Here is an 18,291-nt window from a genome sequence, read left to right on the forward strand (position 1 = left end):
GACGCTGTTGGTTAATTCGGGCCCTGTTGCTTCGCCCCGTCGACTTGGTCGGCGGGGCGAAGTGCTGCGAAGTGGCTGGTGCGGGTGCGGGCTCGTGGTGTGCCGGTGAGGTGGGCGTCGATGCGGGTGAGGTTGATGGCGGCGCCTGTGAGCTGGTGCTGGAGACTGGTCTTTGCCAGGCCCCGGTAGCGGGATCTGCGCAGGCCGCAGCGCTGGAGGCCTTGAGAAATGGTGCCCTCGACCCCGGCACGGATCTTGTAGCGTTCCTTCCACACGTCGGTCTGCTGCTCGGTCCGGGCGGCCTGGACGGCTTCATGTTCGGCGCGGTGGCGCAGGGTGATCTCCCGGCGTTCGGCCTTCGGTGAGCTGACGCAGTCACGCAGGTGGGTGCAGGTGCGGCAGTCGGCCGGGTTGAAACGAACCCGGATGACGGGTTGGCCGTGCTGCGAGTGCCGGTGGTGCCACTGCGTGCTGGTAATACCGTCCGGGCAGGTCACCTGCTGTTTGTCCCAGTCGATGGTGAAGGCGTCCTGTCCGTAGGGGCCGTCCTTCTGGGCCGTGGTGTTGGCCGCCATCGGGCCGTGCAGAGCGATGCCGTGTTCGCTGCGGGCGGCCACGACCTGGGCGGCGTTGGGGTAGCCGGCATCGACCCAGTGTTCGCCGGGCAGGCAGTCCCGTTCGGCGAGGGAGGCGTGGATCGGGCCGGCCATCACGCTGTCCGGGACGGTGGCGTCGGTGGTGGCCACGTTTGTGATCAGGTTCGGGGTGTCCGGCTCGCAGGTCTCGGTGAGATGGGCCTTGTATCCGTCCCACAGGATGTCGCGTTTCTTGCTGCCCCTCGCCTCGGGGTCATAGGGCGTGACCAGGCGCGTCGCGCCCGGCGGGCGGTCTTTTGGGTCCCGCCGCCGCACCTCGCCCCCGGTCAGGTGGAAGTGCTGAACCCACATCTGCCGCAGAATCTGGACCGGCTCCAGCTCCCGCAGCCCGGCCGGCGCCCGGGGCGAGAAGACGGCCTCAAGCAGTCGCATCCCGTCAGCCCCGATCCGCCTGCCGACCTCCTCCCGTCCGACCTGGCCCTTGGGGAACCGGGAGTCCTCGGCCCGGGTGGCGTAATGCCTGAACCACTCTGGTTCGGCAACCTCCACCAGCCAGTCGGGGGCAGCCTGCGCGAGCGTGTTCAACGCCGAACGGAGCGTCTCCGCCACCATCTCCAGCCAGCACAGCTCCCGTGCCGCGGACTGAACATGCGTGGAGTCGGTCCTGGCCCGGCCTGCCGTCTTCAGCAGTCCTTTCTCCCGGGCCGCGGCCAGGATGCCGTCCAGCACCCGCCTGCCCGCCTCCGCCTCGATGAGGCGGTCGCGGAACTCCGACAACACCGAGAAGTCGAAGCCCGGATCAGTCAGTTCCAGCGCGAGGGCGTACTTGAAGTCGATCCTCGCCCGCACCGCCTCGGCGGCCTGCCGGTCGGTGAGACCCTCGACGAACTGCAACACCAGCACCAACGCCAGCCGCCCCGGTGACCAGGCAGGCTTCCCCCGCGCAGGGAAGAGATCCGCGAACTCCTCGTCGGTGAACAACGGTCCCAGCTCGTCCCGGACGCGGATCGCCAGGCTCCCCTTCGGGAACGCGGCCCGCGCCACCCGCACCGTCTCCACCGGAATCTCGCCCGGCCCGCTCGGCTGCATAGACATCGACACCCACCCCATACGACAACGTCGGCTCCCAAGACCACAACCGGGTCTTGGGAGCCGACGTCACGCACGGGCCCGAATTAACCAACAGCGTCCGATCACCGGACGGGGTCCTTCGCCGTGCTGTCGGCTGGATAGGGTGGGGCCACACTCTCTCCACGAGGGCTTTTCCCCTCGTACGACACCCAGGAGCGGCCTTATGAGCGCTGTGACCCCCGCTGGAGGCGACACCGCGGCGGGCCGTTCCTGGCCCCTGCTGCTCAACGGCCTGCTGGAGGGCCGTGACCTGTCCGCCGACGACACCGCGTGGGCGATGGACCTGATCATGCGCGGTGAGGCGACCGACGCGCAGATCGCGGGGTTCGCGGTGGCGCTGCGGGCCAAGGGCGAGACCGTGGCGGAGATCGCCGGGCTCGTCCGGACGATGTACGACCACGCGAACGCGATCGAGGTGCCGGGGCGGACCGTCGACATCGTCGGCACGGGCGGTGACGGCGCGAAGACCGTGAACATCTCCACCATGTCCGCGATCGTCGTCGCCGGCACCGGCGCGAAGGTCGTCAAGCACGGCAACCGGGCCGCGTCCTCGGCGTCGGGGGCCTCGGACGTCCTGGAGAAGCTGGGCGTCAACCTGGAGCTGACGCCGCAGCGGGTCGCCGAGGTCGCCGAGGAGGCCGGGATCACCTTCTGCTTCGCGGTGAAGTTCCATCCCGCGCTGCGTCATGTGGCGGCGGCGCGCGGTCAGTTGGGGATCCGGACGACGTTCAACTTCCTCGGCCCGCTGACCAACCCGGCGCAGGTGAGGGCCCAGGCGGTGGGCGTCGCCGACCTCCGTATGGCGCCGATCGTGGCCGGCGTCCTCGCCGAGCGCGGCAACTCGTCCCTGGTGTTCCGCGGCGACGACGGCCTGGACGAGCTGACCACCACGGCCACCTCCCGGGTGTGGACCGTCCGCGACGGCAAGGTCACCGAGGAGTCCTTCGACCCGCGGGACGTCGGCCTGGAACAGGTACCGGTGCAGGCGCTCCGCGGCGCCGACGCGTCCTTCAACGCCGAGGTCGCGCGGCGTCTGCTGGACGGCGAGACGGGTCCCGTGCGGGAGGCCGTACTGCTGAACTCGGCGGCTGCCCTGGTGGCGCTGGAGCCGACCGGGGCGCCGCTCGCCGAGCAGCTCCGCGACGGGATGGCGAAGGCGGCGGAGTCGATCGACTCCGGGGCGGCGAAGCTGACGCTGGAGCGCTGGGTGGCCGCGAGCAACAAGTAGCGCGGCACCGAACGGATGTCCCGCGATCCGGACACGGGTTGCGGGACGTCGATCATCTGACGTACTTTCCTGTCCAGGTCATGAGTGACAGTCATGAGGCCCCGGCCGACTGTCCGGCAACCCTCCGTCCGTGGCGGGGTGCCCCGGGTGAAGACCAGGCCGTAGGCAGCGAGGTCTACGGCAAGCGCGGGCCCCTCTCGACACCAGGGGTCCTGGTCGTTCGAGGGAGTCTTCCGTGAGCAAGCGAATGCGATAGGGCGCCGAGCCCCGCCTCCACACACCCATTTCGCTCTTCTTGAAACGCCCACGGGAGTTCCCCCATGTCTGTCTTCACCGCTGCCTCCGCCCAGTCGCTCTGTGCCCAGCTGCCCGTTCTGGGCCGGGATGTCACTGTCCCGCTCGTCACCGGCGGCGAGGTCACCTACGCCGCGCTCGACTACGCGGCCAGCGCCCCCGCCCTCCAGCGGGTCTGGGACGACGTGGCGGCGTACGCGCCGTACTACGGCAGCGTGCACCGCGGCGCCGGCTACCTCTCCCAGCTCTCCACCGACCTCTTCGAGAACGCGCGCGGGACGGTCGCCGAGTTCCTCGACTGCCGCAGCGACGACCAGCTGGTCTTCACCCGCTCCACCACCGACTCGCTCAACCTGCTGGCCGCCGCGCTCCCCGCCGGCTGCCAGGTCTTCGTCTTCGAGACCGAGCACCACGCCTCCCTGCTGCCCTGGCGCGACGCCCTCGTCACCTGCCTCGACGCGCCCCGCACCCCGTGCCAGGCCGTAGAGACCCTGGAGCGCGCCCTCGCCGACCGCGACCCCGACGGCCCGGCCCTGGTCTGCGTCACCGGCGCCTCGAACGTCACCGGCGAGCTGTGGCCGGTACGAGAGCTGGCCGCGACCGCGCACGCGCACGGCGCCCGGATCGTCCTGGACGCCGCCCAGCTGGCCCCGCACCACCCGGTGAGCGTCCGCGACCTGGACGTGGACTGGGTGGCCTTCTCGGGCCACAAGCTGTACGCCCCGTTCGGCTCGGGCGTGCTGGCCGGCCGCGCGGACTGGCTGCGTGCGGCCGAGCCGTATCTCGCGGGCGGCGGCGCCAGCCGGAAGGTGTCCCGGCGCACGGACGGGGGAGTGGACGTGGAGTGGCACGACACGGCCGCCCGGCATGAGGCGGGCTCCCCGAACGTCATCGGCGCCTACTCCATCGCCTCCGCCTGCAAGGCCCTGACGGAAGCGGGCTTCGACACCCTGGTCGCCCGTGAGCGGCACCTGATCGCCAAGGTCCGCGCGGGGCTAGCGGAGGTCCCCGAGGTCCGGATCCTCTCCCTGTTCGGCGACGACGCCCCGCGCGTCGGCGTCATCTCCTTCGTCGTCGACGGCTGGAACAGCTCGCACTTCGCCGCGGCCCTCTCCGCCGAGTACGGCATCGGCGTCCGCGACGGCCTGTTCTGCGCCCACCCGCTGGTCCGCACCCTGCTCGGCAGCGACCCGCAGACCCAGGGCGAGTGCGGGGCTCCCGAGGCCGCGCCCGGCGAGAAGTCCCTCAACGCCATCCGCGTGAGCTTCGGCGCGGGCACGCCGGACGAGCACGTCGAGCGGTTCGTGAACGCGGTGACCGAGCTGGTCCGGGACGGCGCCCGGTGGAACTACCGCACGGAGGACGGGCGTTGCGTGCCCGACACCTCCGCGTGAACGGGTAGCCGGGCACCCGGAAGGATCATCCCCAGCGCGCGCTCTGTGGCGTCGGTGAGCAGTTCCGAGGCCCGCACCAGCGCCTCGGGCCAGGGCCGGCACCGGGCGTCCGTGCAGCTTGGCCCGTCGTGCCACCTCGGCGGGGACCTTCCCGCGGGGCGTCCGGTGGTCCAGTGCGCCCTCGGCGGTGACCACCAGGTCGGCGCGGGCCGGCCCGGCGTCCGGGGCGAGGTGGTCGAGCAGGACGTCGAAGCGGGGCAGGAGTCCGGCGCCCAGGCCACCGGAGGCGCCGATGCCGGGACCGCCGTGCAGATCGGTGCCGGTGCGGGTCAGGTCGCGGGTGAGGCCTCGGCCCAGTGCCGCAAACCGGCCGACAACTCCTGGCGGCACCCTCAGCTGTCGAGCCCGATCGCGAACGCCGCCTCCAGGTCGTGCTGGGAGTAGGTACGGAACGCCACATGCGTGTCCGTCGCCTCCACGCCGGGGATCTTGCTGATGCGGCCGGGGATGACGTCGGCCAGATCCTCGTGCTGCTTCACCCGGACCATGGCGATCAGGTCGTAGGTGCCGGTGACGGAGAAGACCTCGCTGACGGAGTCCAGAGCCGCGATCGACTCCGCGATCTCGGGGATCCGGTCCACGCTGGTCTTGATGAGCACGATCGCGGTGATCACGGCTGTTTCTCTCTCTCGGGGGCCGGCGAAGCTGGGGTCCGCCTCACTCTAGTCGTACGGCCGAATCTGGCCCACGCGTAACAGAGGCCCAGGCCGAAGCCGGTCAGATGGGCCAGGTAGGCCACGCTCGGACCGTGGGAGTCGCGGGTCGCCGCCAGCCACTGCAGCACCGCCCAGAAGGGCAGGACGACCCAGGCCGGAAAGCGCAGGGGAAGGAAGAAGAGAAACGGCAGGAGACTGGTCACCCGGGCTCGGGGGAACAGGTACAGGAACGCACCGAGGACCGCCGAGATCGCCCCGGAGGCACCGACCAGGGCCTGCTCGGAGTCGGCGTTGGCAGCCGCGTAGGCCAGCAAAGCCAGATAGCCGCAGCCGACGTAGAAGAGGGTGAACTGCATGCGGCCCATCCGTTCCTCGGTCATCGCCCCGAAGACGTAGAGAAAGAGCATGTTGCCCAGCAGATGCACCCAGCTGCCGTGGACGAACAGGGCCGTGGCCGGAGTGAGCGTCGCCCGCGGGGAGCCCTCGAACAGCTCTGCGGGGACCACCCCCCAGCGGTGGAAGTAGTGCCGCTGGGCGGCGAGCAGCGCGTCGCCGGAGCCGTACGCCGGATTGAGCCCCGCCGCCGGGCCGGCCAGAAAGAGCAGACAGCAGGTGGCGATCAGGGTGTACGTCATCGGGGCGGACGGGATCCGGATGGCCTTGACCGCCGATGCGCTCCAGTTGCTGATCATGACCACAGAGCATGACGTAACGGGACGCAGCGTCACAGACCGCCTCGCCGCCGGACCGGCCGGTGGACGGACGGGCGTCGAGTACGCGCCAGGCCGTAGGGTTACGAGCCACACGCGTCAGGGAAGCTGGCGTGACACGGACACTAGAAGGAAAGCGAACAGTCACGATGACGGTTCCCCTGCCGACCGCCTCGACGCGGTGGCGCTGCACCCTCTGCGGCAATCTCACGCGCTTCGACGTGACCCGCTCGTCGAAGGTCGTCGAGTACGTCCACCTCGATCTTGCCGGGGAGCCGAAGGTGGAGGAGCGCGAAGTGGTCAGTGAGACGATCGAATCGGTGCGCTGTCGCTGGTGCAACGCAGTGGACCAGGTGGAACTCGTGGACAGGCCGGGCGCCGGCTCCTGACGGGAGTGGCCCCCGCACAGGTAATGGGGTGTGACGGATGGTGGAGAGCGCAGGCGGGGGGCCGGGCGACGGCGCCGCTGAGGTGCTCGACCGTCCGCTGCCCGACGGGGTGCGACGGCGGGTCGTGCAGATCGTCTCGGACGGTTTCGGCGGGCTGACCGTCCCCGAACTGCCCGCACAGCTGCGGCAGTATGCCCGGTTCGCCCCCAATCGTCGGGTCAGGTTCGCCGGCAACGCGATGGCGGCGGCCCTGGAGACCGAACCGCTGTTCCGGCAGCGCATCGGCGAGAAGTTCAGAGAGGCGCAGCCGGAGCTGTCCGGCGCCCTCGACTCCGGCTCGCCGCCCCCGGCCGCGGACCCGCTCGACGTGGCGGCCGCGGCCTATGTGCTGCGCCCCACCGGCTGGGTGAAGCTCGTGACCGCGGCCGGTGAGGAGGCCCAGCGCGCCGACGCCGAGCGGGCCGACGACGAGAGCCGCGCCGAACTGGAGCGGCTGCGCACCGAACTCGACCGGGTCCGTGACCAGAGCCGGGCCGAGACCGAGCGGCTGCGCACCGAGCTGGACTCGGCGAAGAAGGAAGCCGATGCGCTGCACCGCAAGCTGCGCGCTGCCCTCAGTGACGTCAGGCGGGGGGAGGCGGCGCTGCGCAAGGTGCACGGCGAGATCGAGGCCGTACGCGCCGAGACACAGGCGCAGGTGTCCGCCGCGGAGAGCGAGAGCCGGCGGCTGAAGTCGCGGCTGGGGGAGGCGGAGGCCGCCCTGGAGGCCGCCCGCCGGGCGGCCAGGGAGGGCCGCAGCGTCGAGGACATGCGCGTACGGCTGCTGCTGGACACCGTGCTCGACGCGGCCCAGGGGCTGCGGCGGGAACTGGCGTTGCCGCCGGTGTCGGTACGTCCGGCCGAGACCGTGGATGCGGTCGAACCGGGACGAATGACCCCCAAGGACATCGCGGCGCGGGCGTTGTCCGAAAACGACCCCGCGATCCTCGATCAGCTTCTGGCGCTGCCGCAGGCACATCTGGTCGTCGACGGCTACAACGTCACCAAGACCGGCTATCCCCAAATGCCGCTGGAGAAGCAGCGTTTGCGGCTGCTGGGGCAGCTCTCGCAACTCGCCGCGCAGACCGGCGCGGAGGTGACCTGTGTCTTCGACGGCGCCGAGCTGGCGGCGCCGGTGTTGCTCGCACCGCCGAGAGGTGTGCGGGTTCTCTTCTCCAAACCGGGCGTCACCGCCGACGAGTTGATCCGCCAGCTGGTGCGCGCCGAGCCGCCGGGGCGTCCGGTCATCGTCGCCTCGACCGACCGCGAGGTGGCCGACGGGGTCGCGAAGGCGGGCGCCCGTCCGGTGGCGTCTGCGGTGCTTCTCAAGCGACTGTCCTGAAGGTCGACGTACAGGTTTAATGCCCGAATTGGCGGATCTGTCACGCAACGTAGTGTCAATCGTGCATCACTGCATGTGAGTTGCGAGTAAAGAATGCGGTCCGTAACCAGGATTTTTCGCCCCGGGATTTGAACTGATCACAACCGGGTCACTAAGGTCTGGCTTCGAACCTCCGAGCGGGTGATCACTCACAAGAAGGAGTTCGCCTCCGTGGCGTTCCATCGTCGACCCAAGCAGCCCAGTCGCACGCGCGTGACCGTGCTGACCACCGCCGCTGCCGCTGCCGTGGCCTTCAGTGCCAATGCCGCCAATGCCGCGCCCAGCGAGCAGCCGAGCAAGGACGAGGTCAAGGCCAAGGTCGACAAGCTCTACGAAGAGGCGGAGCAGGCCACCGAGAAGTACAACGGGGCCAGGGAGAAGCAGGAGAAGCTCCAGAAGGAGATCTCCACCATCCAGGACAACGTCGCCCGCGGCCAGGAAGAGCTCAACGAGCTGCGCGACGACATGGGCCTGGCGGCAGCCGCCCAGTACCGCACCGGCTCCGTGGACGAGTCCGTCCAGCTCTTCCTGTCGTCGGACCCGGACGACTACCTGGACCGGGCGACCACCGCCGACCAGCTCAGCGCCCAGCAGGTCGAGCAGCTGAACAGGATCCAGGACAAGCAGCGCGAACTCGCCCAGGACCGTGCCGAGGCGTCCGACAAGCTCAAGGACCTCGCCGCCACCCGCACCGAGCTGGGCAGCAAGAAGAAGGAAGTCCAGGGCAAGCTCGCCGAGGCGCAGAAGCTGCTCAACTCCCTGACGGCCGCCGAGAAGGCCGCCCTCGCCGCCGAGGACGCCCGCGCCAGCCGCTCCGCCTCCGAGCGCGTGGACCTCGGCAACACCGGCGCCGCCTCCGGCCGGGCCATGGCCGCCTTCCAGGCCGCCCAGAGCGTGCTCGGCTCGCCCTACGTCTACGGCGCCTCCGGCCCGTCCTCCTTCGACTGCTCCGGCCTGACCTCCTGGGCCTTCGCCCAGGCCGGCGTCTCCATACCCCGGACCTCACAGGCCCAGGCCAGCGCCGGCACGCGCATCTACTCGCAGAGCGACCTCAAGGTCGGCGACCTGGTCCTCTTCTACGGCGATCTGCACCACGTCGGCTTCTACGCGGGCAACGGCCAGGTGCTGCACGCCCCCCGCACCGGCACGGTCGTGCGCTACGAGTCGATCAATAACATGCCGTTCCAGTTCGGCGTCCGGATCTGAGCCCGCTCCCAGCCCAAGATCAACACAGCGTGCCGCCCGTTCGGGCGAATCACAACCGCCGAACCTGACCCCGCGCCCCGCCGATGACCTGCGTCTGAGGCGGGGCGTCACGTTGCGTGTCCGCGAGGGTCTTTGGCCGTCACCCCACCACGGGGCTACTGTCTGCCGCGCTTCTCCTTGCCGGGGAAGGTCCTTGTCCGCCAGCGGAAGGAGTGCGGCTTCCTGTGGGGTCCCATCGTCGCCTTGCACCGACCGGATTCGACCGTGGCGCCAGTGCCGCGGTCTGCGTACTGTCCGCCGCGGCCGCGGCCCTGGGCGTGATTCCGGCGGAAGCCGCGCCGTACGACGACACCCGTGCCGAGGTGGACCGCCTCTACGGGGAGGCCGAGAAGGCCACCGAGGCCTACAACAAGGCCGACGAACACACCGACAAGCTGCGGGGGCAGGTCACCGCCGCCCAGGACCGGATCGCCCGGCAGCAGGAGCGCATCAACACGATGCGGGAGACGCTCGGTTCGCTGGCCGGCGCCCAGTACCGCTCCGGCGGCATCGATCCCTCCCTCGCCCTGCTGTTCTCCGACGACCCGGAGGACTACCTCGACAAGGCGTCCGTCCTCGACCGGATCACCGCCCGCCAGGCGGGCGAGCTGAAGGATCTCCAGGACGCGATGCGCGTCCTCGGCCGGGAGCGCGTGGAGGCGACCCGGAAACTCGCCGAGCTGGAGAAGAGCCGCGAGGCCGTCGCCGCGCACAAGAAGACCGTCGAACGCAAGCTCGCGCAGGCACGGCAACTGCTCAATTCGCTGCCGGACGCCGAGCGCGCCGCCTACGGCCGTGCCTCCCGCTCCGGCCGCTACGACCTGCCCGACCTCGGCGGCGCCGTCCCGCCCTCGGGCCGCGCCGCCGCCGCGGTCGCCGCCGCCATGTCCGCGGTGGGCAGGCCGTACGTCTGGGGCGCCAACGGTCCCAGCGGCTTCGACTGCTCGGGCCTGATGCAGTGGTCGTACGCGCAGGCCGGGGTCGCCCTGCCGCGCACGTCGCAGGCCCAGGCCGGAGCGGGCACACAGGTCCCGCTCTCCGAAGCCCGGCCCGGCGACCTGGTCACCTACCACGACGCCTCCCACATCGGCATGTACATGGGCAACGGCCAGGTGATCCACGCGCCGTACCCCGGCGCACCCGTGCGCTACGACCCGGTCGGGATGATGCCGGTCAACTCGGTCACCAGGGTCTGACCCGCACTCGGCTGCCCCGTACGATCGGGGTCGTGGCTGGTCGAGGGCGGGCGTCGGGATCCCTGAACGGGACGGGTGACGTCCGGTGCGGTACAGCGCCCCGTAAGGGGCGCGGCGAACCGCGCGACCAGCCCCCGCCGGCCCGCGGCCGGCGCACCGCACATTCAGCGGAGCGCTTGGTGGTGGCGCTCTGTCTGCTGCTCGTCGCCCTGGTGTCGTGCGGCGGCCGGCCGGCGGCCGACAGGACCGAGGACGAGGTGCAGCGGGTCCTCGACATCCGGGCGGCGGCGATACTCGGCCGGGACCGGGCGGCCTTCCTGCGCACGGGGGCGCCGGGCTGGTTCGGCAATCTGCGGGAGGTGCCCCTCGCCGACTGGTCGTACCGGGTCACGAGCGTGCGGGACACGGGCGGCACGGCGACCGCCGAGGCCGAGCTGCGCTACCGCGTCGAGGGCTACGACAAGGCGCCCGTCACCGTCGGTCGCACGCTCACTCTCAGCCAGGACGACGAGGGGGAGTGGTACGTCGAGGCGGAGCGGCCCGAGCGGAAGTCCGCCGAGCAGCTGTGGGACCAGGGCGCGGTGAGCGTCGTACGGGGTGAGCAGAGCCTGGTGATGGGGGTCGGGCAGTCCAGGGAGCGGCTGGGCGAGTTCGCGGGGCTGGCGGACCGGGCGGTGCCCGCGGTGTCGGCGGCGTGGGGCACGGACTGGTCCCGGCACGTCGTCGTCCTCGTACCGAAGTCCCTGGAGGACATGGCGCGGCTGCTGGGCTCGCCCGCCTCCTCGTACCGGGGGATCGCCGCGGTCACCACCGGCGAGACCGGCGCCTCCGCGACGGCGCCCGCGGACCGGGTGATCGTCAACCCCGACGCGTACGGCGTCCTCGGTGACACCGGCAAGCAGGTCGTGCTCACCCACGAGACCACCCATGTCGCCACCCGCGCCCACACCGGCCCCGCGACTCCCCTCTGGCTCTCCGAGGGATACGCCGACTGGGTCGGCTACCGGGGTTCCGGGCGCACACCGGCCGAGGCCGCGCCCGAACTGGAGCGAGCGGTGTCCGCGGGGGAGGCGCCGGCCGCGCTGCCCGAGGACGCGGACTTCGGCTTCTCCGGCGACGCGGCCCGGCTCGCGCGCGCCTACGAGAGCGGCTGGATGGCCTGCCGGCTGATCGCGGACCACTGGGGCGAGGCGCGGCTCGGCGAGTTCTACCGTGCCGTCGGCGCCCACCCGGAGCGGGCGGGCGCCGTCGAGGACGCGATGAAGGAGGTGCTCGGGACGACGCCGGCGGAGTTCACCGAGCAGTGGCGGGAGTATGTGCGGGCCCAGTTCGGCTGACGCACCCGCTCGTCTCGTACCGGTTCAGCCGGTGTGAAGGATCCGAAAGGATCGGCCGCGGTGTCCCGGACCACCAGCTCCAGCGGTCTTCCGCCGGTCCCTCCTCCGGCATTGACTTCGGATACGGCCAGTTCGAGCCCGGCGAGCAAGTGCCGGCCCGCCTCCACCCAGCCGGGCCGAGTCAGCGGGACGAGCGCGCCGAACCGGACGGAATCCCCGTCAGCCCGCCCCGCTCCGGGCGGCGATGATGGCGTATTCATGTGCTGGCGTCTCCCCTGTCCTGATGCGATCGCCGTCGTCCTGACGTGCCGGCGAACACGCCGGTCTCGTACGGTCCCCCGGATTGTGCACGGTGCACGGTCAGGAAGGGACCGAGGTCTCCTCGGCGCGGGCGGCCGAGGCGGTCCGGGGCCGTGCGGCGGAGCCCGGCACGGTCGACCGCCACAGCTCCCGGGCCGCCACGACGGTGGCGAGCACCAGGAGGCCGTTGCGGACGAACAGGAGGGTGACGCCGAGGGAGTCGCCGGCCACGACGTGTGCGAAGAAGACCGGGAACTCCAGCACCGTCACGAAGGACGCGGCCAGGACCAGCGCCGCCGGCACCCGCATCGGACTGGCGCGGAAGCAGAGGCAGACGGCGGCCAGGCCGACCAGCCACACCATGTACTGGGGGCTGATCACCCGGCTCGTCGTCGTGAACATCAGTACCGCCACGAAGGCCGCGTCGGCGAGGGTGTGCGCCGGGAACCGTCCGGCCCGCAGCCGCCACAGCAGCAGCCAGCCGAAGGCGAGCCCGGTCAGGGCCAGCGCGGCGGTGCTCACGACGCTCACGTACGGGCCGAGGAATTCGACCGAGCCGTAGTTGAGCAGCACCTCCCCGCTCCAGCCGAACTGCCGGGCCACCTGGAAGACGAGGGCGCCCAGCGACTCCACCTCGGTGCCGCGGTCGCGCTGGAAGGTCAGGAAGGCGAAGGCGCCGGGCATCGCGGCGGTGAAGAGTGCGGCCAGCGCCAGGACGGTCACCGCGGCCGCCGCCCAGGCCCGCCGCCGCACCGCGCCGACCAGCAGCAGCACCGGCCACACCTTGACCATCGCGCCGAATCCGGCCAGCGCGCCCAGCACGCGCGGGTGCCGGGCTCCGGCGAGCAGCGCGGCCACCGCGACGGCCGTGACCATCACGTCGTACCGCGCGTACACGGTCGGTCCCAGCAGCGGGACGCCCGCCACCCACACCCAGGCGCCGCGCAGCGACCGGCCGGGGCGCCGGCCCGCGTACCGGAGCAGGGTGAGGACGGCCAGGTCGGCGAGGAAGGCGAGGACGAAGAAGGCGTTCGCGTAGTCCAGGAAGGACAGCAGCGCGGGGGAGAGGATCGCGAGGGCCGCGGCGGGCGGGTACTGCCAGGTGACGTCGTCGAGCGGGAACGTGCCGGTGCGCAGCACCTCGTACCAGCCCTGGTAGATGACCGACACATCGCTGGTGACGTCCGGCCCCGGGAAGACGTACACCTTGAACACGAACAGCAGCAGCACCAGCCGGGTCAGACCCCAGGTCCCCAGCAGCCACACCGGCGACCGCCTTGCGCCCGCAATGTCCACCTGAACCCCTCGCACGTTCCTGTCCGGTCCGGCAGTCATGATTTCCCACCCGCCTGTGGGTGGGCCATGAGAGCACGGCCACACGGAGGCGCCCGGTAGGGTCGGCCGCGATGGACAAGACCCTGATCGTGACGAACGACTTCCCGCCCCGGCCCGGCGGTATCCAGGCGTTCCTGCACAACATGGCGCTACGGCTCGACCCGGAGCGACTCGTCGTCTACGCGTCCACCTGGAAGCGCGGCCGGGAGGGCACCGAGGCCACCGCCGCCTTCGACGCCGAGCAGCCCTTCACCGTGGTACGCGACCGTACGACGATGCTGCTGCCGACGCCGCAGGTCACCCGGCGTGCGGTCGGGCTGCTGCGGGGGCACGGGTGCACGTCGGTGTGGTTCGGGGCGGCGGCGCCGCTCGGGCTGCTGGCGCCGGCGCTGCGGGCGGCCGGTGCCGAGCGGCTGGTGGCGACCACGCACGGGCACGAGGCGGGGTGGGCCCAGCTGCCCGCCGCGCGTCAGCTGCTGCGCCGGATCGGTCAGTCCACGGACACGATGACCTACCTCGGCGAGTACACCCGCTCACGCATCGCGGGCGCGCTGACGGCGGACGCGGCCTCGCGGATGGTTCGGCTGCCGCCCGGCGTCGACGAGAAGACCTTCCACCCCGAGTCGGGAGGCGACGCGGTCCGGGCCCGTCTCGGGCTCACCGACCGGCCGGTGATCGTGTGCGTGTCCCGGCTGGTGCCGCGCAAGGGCCAGGACACGCTGATCCTCGCCATGCCCCGGATCCTGGCCGAGGAGCCGGAGGCGGTACTGCTCATCGTCGGCGGCGGCCCCTACGAGCAGGAGCTGCGCAAGCTGGCGGCCCAGACCCGCGTGACCGACTCCGTACGCTTCACCGGTGCCGTCCCCTGGTCGGAGCTGCCCGCCCACTACGGCGCCGGCGACGTCTTCGCCATGCCGTGCCGGACGCGGCGGCGCGGACTCGATGTCGAGGGCCTCGGCATCGTCTACCTGGAGGCCTCCGCGACCGGGTTGCCGGTGGTCGCCGGCGACTCGGGCGGGGCGCCGGACGCGGTGCTCGACGGGGAGACGGGCTGGGTCGTCCGCGGCGGCTCCCCGGAGGAAGCCGCCGACCGCATCACCACCCTCCTGGGAGACACCGAGCTGCGCCGCAGGATGGGGGAGCGGGGCAGGGAGTGGGTCGAGGAGAAGTGGCGCTGGGACCTGCTGGCGGAACACTTGCAGACGCTGCTGTAGTACAACGCTCTAAGGGGCGCGGGGCTGTGCCGACATGCGGCTCGCCGCGTGGGCGCGAGCAACCACACACAACCCGCACCCGCCTACGACGAAAGCGCCGCACCCCACTAGGCGGAATCAAATAATCCGCACATGCTGCGCACATGACAGCAAAACTGATGCAACGTCAACTGACGAGACGTCAAATCCTCGGTATGGCCGCACTGCAGACCGCCGCCACCCTCGGGTTCACCCGCATCGGCCTCCAGTCCGCCCGGTCCGCCGAGCCCGACGCAGTCGAATCCGCGCCCGCCATCGTCGTCGGCTCGGGCTACGGCGGCGCCGTCGCCGCCCTCCGCCTCGGCCAGGCCGGCATCCGCACCCTCGTCCTGGAGATGGGCAGGCTGTGGAACACCCGCGGCGCCGACGGCAAGGTCTTCTGCTCCACCAGCGCCCCCGACCGGCGGTCCATGTGGTTCCGCACCCGCACCGAGGCCCCGGTGTCGACGTTCCTGTGGCTGGACGTCGTCAACAGGGACATCAGCCCCTACCCCGGGGTCCTGGACCGCGTCCGCTACGACGCCATGTCCGTGTACGTCGGCCGAGGCGTCGGCGGCGGCTCCCTGGTCAACGGCGGCATGGCCGTCACCCCGCTCCAGTCGTACTTCGCCGAGCAGTTCCCGGCCGTCGACACCGCCGAGATGTACGGCACGTACTTCCCGCGCGCCCGCTCCATGCTCGGCGTCAACACCATCGACCCGGCCTGGTTCGAGTCGACCGAGTGGTACCGGTTCACCCGGATCTCCCGCAAGCACGCCCAGAACACCGGCCTGAAGACCACCTTCGTGCCGAACGTCTACGACTTCGGCCACATGCAGCGCGAGGCGGCCGGCACGGCGACCAGGTCCGCCCTGGCCGGCGAGGTCATCTACGGCAACAACCACGGCAAGCGCAGCCTCGACAAGACGTACCTCGCCTCGGCCCTCGGCACCGGGAACGTCACCATCCACACGCTGGAGAAGGTCACCGGGATACGGCGGGAGACCGACGGCTCGTATGTGCTCACCGCCGACCGGATCGACGACACCGGCGCGGTCGTCGAGCGCAAGGAGTACGGCTGCGCGTACCTCTTCCTCGGCGGCGGCAGCCTCGGCACCACCGAACTCCTCGTCCGCGCCCGGGAGACGGGCACCCTGCCCGCACTGGACAGGAACGTCGGCACCGGCTGGGGAACCAACGGCAATGTGATGCTGGGCCGCGCCAACCACCTGTGGGACACGGTCGGCGCCAACCAGTCGACCATGCCCGTCATGGGCATCGACGACTGGGCCAACACCGCCAACCCCGTCTTCGCCGAGATCGCCCCGCTGCCGACGGGCCTGGAGCACTGGGTCAGCCTCTATCTGGCGATCACCAAGAACCCGGAGCGCGCCTCGTTCTCGTACACGAACGGCTCGGTGAAGCTCGGCTGGACCGCCGGCCAGAGCGCGGTCTCCGTCGGCATGGCCAAGAAGCTCTTCGACCGCATCAACTCGGCGAACGCGACGATCTACCGGTACGACCTGTTCGGCGCCGCCGGCAAGGTCTTCGCCGACGACTTCACGTACCACCCGCTGGGCGGCTGCGTGCTGGGGAAGGCGACCGACGACTACGGCCGGGTGAAGGGCTACTCGAAGATGTACGTCACCGACGGCTCGCTGGTGCCCGGGTCGATCGGGGTGAACCCCTTCGTGACGATCACCGCGCTCGCCGAACGGACGATGGCGCGGGTCCTCGCCGAGGACACCGCGCCATGAGATCCCGAAGATCCCACGTGCCGGTCTACTTCTGGTAGATGGCCTCGATCTCGTCCGTGTAGTCCTTCGCCACCACATTGCGCTTGAGCTTCAGTGACGGCGTCAGGTGGCCCGAATCCTCGGTGAACTGGGAGGACAGAATGCGGAACTTCCGCACCGATTCCGCCTTCGACACCGCGGCGTTGCCGTCGTCGACAGCGCTCTGGATCTCCGCGAGCAGATCCGGGTCCTGACGCAGCGACGCCGCGGTGGAGCCCGCCGGCTTGCCGTGCTCGGCCGCCCAGCGGCCCAGGAACTCCTCGTCGATGGTGATCAGCGCGCCGACGAACGGCCGCGCGTCACCGACCACCATGCACTCCGCGACCAGCGCGTGCGCGCGGATCCGGTCCTCGATCACGGCCGGGGCGACGTTCTTGCCGCCCGCGGTGACGATGATCTCCTTCTTGCGGCCGGTGATCCGGAGGTAGCCGTCCTCGTCGAGGGTGCCGATGTCCCCGGTGTGGAACCAGCCGTCGGCCAGTGCCTCCTCGGTCGCCGCCGGGTTGTTCCAGTACTCCTTGAACAGGTGCTCGCCGTGCAGCAGCACCTCACCGTCGTCCGCGATCCGCACCACGGAACCCGGCAGCGGCTGCCCGACCGTGCCGATCTTCTGCCGGTCCCAGGGGTTGAAGGCGGTGGCGGCACAGGACTCGGTCAGGCCGTAGCCCTCCAGGACCGTGAAGCCGATGCCGCGGAAGAAGTGCCCGAGCCGCTCGCCCAGCGGGGCGCCGCCGGAGATGGCGTACTCGCCCTTGCCGCCGAGCACCGCCCGCAGCTTGCTGTAGACCAGCTTGTCGAACGCCATGTGTCTGATCTTCAGGCCGATCGACGGGCCCGAGGGGCTGTCCAGCGCCTTGCTGTACGCGATCGCGGTGTCCGCGGCCCGGTCGAAGATCTTGCCCTTGCCGTCCGCCTGCGCCTTGGCGCGTGCGCTGTTGTAGACCTTCTCGAAGACGCGCGGTACGCCCAGGATGAGCGTCGGCCGGAACGCGGCCAGCTCGTCCGTGAGGTTCGTGACGTCCGGGACGTTGCCCAGCTTGATCGGCGCCATCATCGGCGCGATCTGCACGAGCCGTCCGAAGACATGCGCGAGCGGCAGGAAGAGCAGCACGGAGCACTCGCCGGTGCGGAACAGCGGACGCAGACGCTCCACGATGTTCCCGCACTCCGCGAAGAAGCTGCGGTGGGTGAGCACACAGCCCTTCGGGCGCCCGGTGGTCCCGGAGGTGTAGACGATGGTGGCCGGATCGTCGGCCTTCGCCAGCGAGCTGCGCTCCTCGACCGTCTCGTCGGACACGTCCTGCCCGAGCCGGCCCAGCTCCTCGACCCCGCCGGCCTCGATCTGCCAGACGTGCTTCAGGGCGGGCAGCCGGTCGCGCACCGACTCGACGGAGGCCGCGTGGCCGTCCGTCTCCACGATGCAGGCCGTCGCGCCCGAGTCACCGAGGATCCACTGCACCTGCTCCGGCGAACTGGTCTCGTACACCGGCACGGTGACCGCGCCGGCGCACCAGATCGCGAAGTCGAGCAGCGTCCATTCGTAGCGGGTACGGGACATCAGGCCGACCCGGTCGCCCGGCAGCACGCCGGCGGCGATCAGACCCTTGGCCGCCGCATGCACCCGCGTCAGGAAGGCGGCTGCCGTCACGTCCTGCCACGTACCGCCCACCTTGCGGGCGATCACGGCGACGTCGGGATGCTGCGCGGCGTTTCTGCGGACGATGTCGGTGAGATTGCCGTCCGCGGGGACTTCGTACAAGGCCGGAAGGCTGAACTCGCGCAAGACTGCTGCTCCTCATAGGGCGCCGGCGCCACGACGGTGTGTGCTGCGACGGTGCGGTCCAAGGCTCGGGCAGGTACTCAGCGATTCCCGCGTGATCACCGTGGAAGGCGATCGTTGTTGAAATCCTGAGTACGACTGGACTGCCCGGACGTTACCCGCCGGTATGGCTTCTATGACAGGGGGTCCCGG

General features: G+C 70.9%; 14 protein-coding genes, 2 pseudogenes and 1 riboswitch. Of the genes and pseudogenes, 9 read left to right on the plus strand and 7 right to left on the minus strand.

What is annotated here, in order from left to right:
- Positions 1 to 11: 11 nt before the first annotated feature.
- Positions 12 to 1,691: an IS1182 family transposase gene (locus GFH49_RS08295; RefSeq protein WP_155054089.1), complete on the minus strand. Its 1,680-nt coding sequence runs from the start codon at positions 1,689 to 1,691 to the stop codon at positions 12 to 14.
- Positions 1,692 to 1,890: 199 nt separating this feature from the next.
- On the opposite strand from GFH49_RS08295, the gene trpD reads away from it, so the two are divergent.
- Complete coding sequence (gene trpD / locus GFH49_RS08300; RefSeq protein ID WP_155055144.1) at positions 1,891 to 2,955, plus strand: anthranilate phosphoribosyltransferase; 1,065 nt, start codon at positions 1,891 to 1,893, stop codon at positions 2,953 to 2,955.
- Between the two features lie 76 nt (positions 2,956 to 3,031).
- Positions 3,032 to 3,148: riboswitch (SAM riboswitch) on the plus strand.
- A gap of 127 nt (positions 3,149 to 3,275) precedes the next feature.
- Positions 3,276 to 4,643, plus strand: coding sequence for an aminotransferase class V-fold PLP-dependent enzyme (locus tag GFH49_RS08305; RefSeq protein ID WP_155055145.1), 1,368 nt, complete (start codon positions 3,276 to 3,278; stop codon positions 4,641 to 4,643).
- Here GFH49_RS08305 and GFH49_RS08310 read toward each other — a convergent pair.
- From GFH49_RS08310 to GFH49_RS08320, 3 genes and pseudogenes are all read right to left on the minus strand, one after another.
- Positions 4,598 to 5,026 (minus strand): annotated as a pseudogene (locus GFH49_RS08310) (glycerate kinase); the annotation flags it as partial. The gene GFH49_RS08305 and the pseudogene GFH49_RS08310 sit on opposite strands and share 46 nt — an antisense overlap.
- Before the next feature lie 9 nt (positions 5,027 to 5,035).
- The gene (locus GFH49_RS08315) at positions 5,036 to 5,317 is read right to left on the minus strand and encodes an Lrp/AsnC family transcriptional regulator (protein WP_155055146.1); all 282 of its coding nucleotides are present in this window, start codon (positions 5,315 to 5,317) and stop codon (positions 5,036 to 5,038) included.
- Positions 5,314 to 6,051, minus strand: a complete 738-nt coding sequence (locus GFH49_RS08320; protein ID WP_155055147.1) for a rhomboid family intramembrane serine protease — start codon at positions 6,049 to 6,051, stop codon at positions 5,314 to 5,316. The genes GFH49_RS08315 and GFH49_RS08320 overlap by 4 nt, the downstream gene beginning before the upstream one ends.
- 167 nt (positions 6,052 to 6,218) lie before the next feature.
- Here GFH49_RS08320 and GFH49_RS08325 point away from each other — a divergent pair, with 167 nt between their 5' ends.
- The 5 genes from GFH49_RS08325 (at position 6,219) to GFH49_RS08345 (ending at position 11,656) form a co-directional block, all read left to right on the plus strand.
- The gene (locus tag GFH49_RS08325) at positions 6,219 to 6,458 is read left to right on the plus strand and encodes a hypothetical protein (RefSeq protein WP_037719539.1); all 240 of its coding nucleotides are present in this window, start codon (positions 6,219 to 6,221) and stop codon (positions 6,456 to 6,458) included.
- A gap of 37 nt (positions 6,459 to 6,495) precedes the next feature.
- On the plus strand, positions 6,496 to 7,839 hold the full coding sequence (locus tag GFH49_RS08330) for an NYN domain-containing protein (protein ID WP_155055148.1): 1,344 nt from the start codon (positions 6,496 to 6,498) through the stop codon (positions 7,837 to 7,839).
- 210 nt (positions 7,840 to 8,049) lie between these two features.
- Positions 8,050 to 9,084 carry a C40 family peptidase gene (locus GFH49_RS08335; RefSeq protein WP_155055325.1) on the plus strand — a complete coding sequence of 345 codons (1,035 nt, stop codon included), beginning with the start codon at positions 8,050 to 8,052 and terminating at the stop codon, positions 9,082 to 9,084.
- A 224-nt stretch (positions 9,085 to 9,308) separates the two neighbouring features.
- Positions 9,309 to 10,319: a C40 family peptidase gene (locus tag GFH49_RS08340; RefSeq protein WP_155055149.1), complete on the plus strand. Its 1,011-nt coding sequence runs from the start codon at positions 9,309 to 9,311 to the stop codon at positions 10,317 to 10,319.
- Positions 10,320 to 10,498: 179 nt separating this feature from the next.
- Positions 10,499 to 11,656, plus strand: coding sequence for a hypothetical protein (locus tag GFH49_RS08345; RefSeq protein WP_155055150.1), 1,158 nt, complete (start codon positions 10,499 to 10,501; stop codon positions 11,654 to 11,656).
- 47 nt (positions 11,657 to 11,703) lie between these two features.
- Here the strand turns inward: GFH49_RS08345 and GFH49_RS08350 are convergent.
- Both GFH49_RS08350 and GFH49_RS08355 read right to left on the minus strand, forming a co-directional pair.
- A pseudogene (locus GFH49_RS08350) lies at positions 11,704 to 11,916 on the minus strand (ABC transporter substrate-binding protein); the annotation flags it as partial.
- A gap of 100 nt (positions 11,917 to 12,016) precedes the next feature.
- Complete coding sequence (locus tag GFH49_RS08355; protein ID WP_196217894.1) at positions 12,017 to 13,252, minus strand: glycosyltransferase 87 family protein; 1,236 nt, start codon at positions 13,250 to 13,252, stop codon at positions 12,017 to 12,019.
- Between the two features lie 110 nt (positions 13,253 to 13,362).
- On the opposite strand from GFH49_RS08355, the gene GFH49_RS08360 reads away from it, so the two are divergent.
- Positions 13,363 to 14,505 (plus strand): glycosyltransferase family 4 protein, encoded by a 1,143-nt coding sequence (locus GFH49_RS08360; RefSeq protein ID WP_155055152.1) that lies wholly within the window; start codon positions 13,363 to 13,365, stop codon positions 14,503 to 14,505.
- 158 nt (positions 14,506 to 14,663) lie between these two features.
- Positions 14,664 to 16,280, plus strand: coding sequence for a GMC oxidoreductase (locus tag GFH49_RS08365; protein ID WP_456243053.1), 1,617 nt, complete (start codon positions 14,664 to 14,666; stop codon positions 16,278 to 16,280).
- Between the two features lie 25 nt (positions 16,281 to 16,305).
- Here the strand turns inward: GFH49_RS08365 and GFH49_RS08370 are convergent, their stop codons facing one another.
- On the minus strand, positions 16,306 to 18,102 hold the full coding sequence (locus GFH49_RS08370) for an AMP-dependent synthetase/ligase (protein ID WP_155055154.1): 1,797 nt from the start codon (positions 18,100 to 18,102) through the stop codon (positions 16,306 to 16,308).
- Between the last annotated feature and the right edge of the window lie 189 nt (positions 18,103 to 18,291).

It is taken from the genome of Streptomyces blattellae (genome assembly GCF_009709555.1).
In the GTDB taxonomy this organism is placed as follows: domain Bacteria; phylum Actinomycetota; class Actinomycetes; order Streptomycetales; family Streptomycetaceae; genus Streptomyces; species Streptomyces blattellae.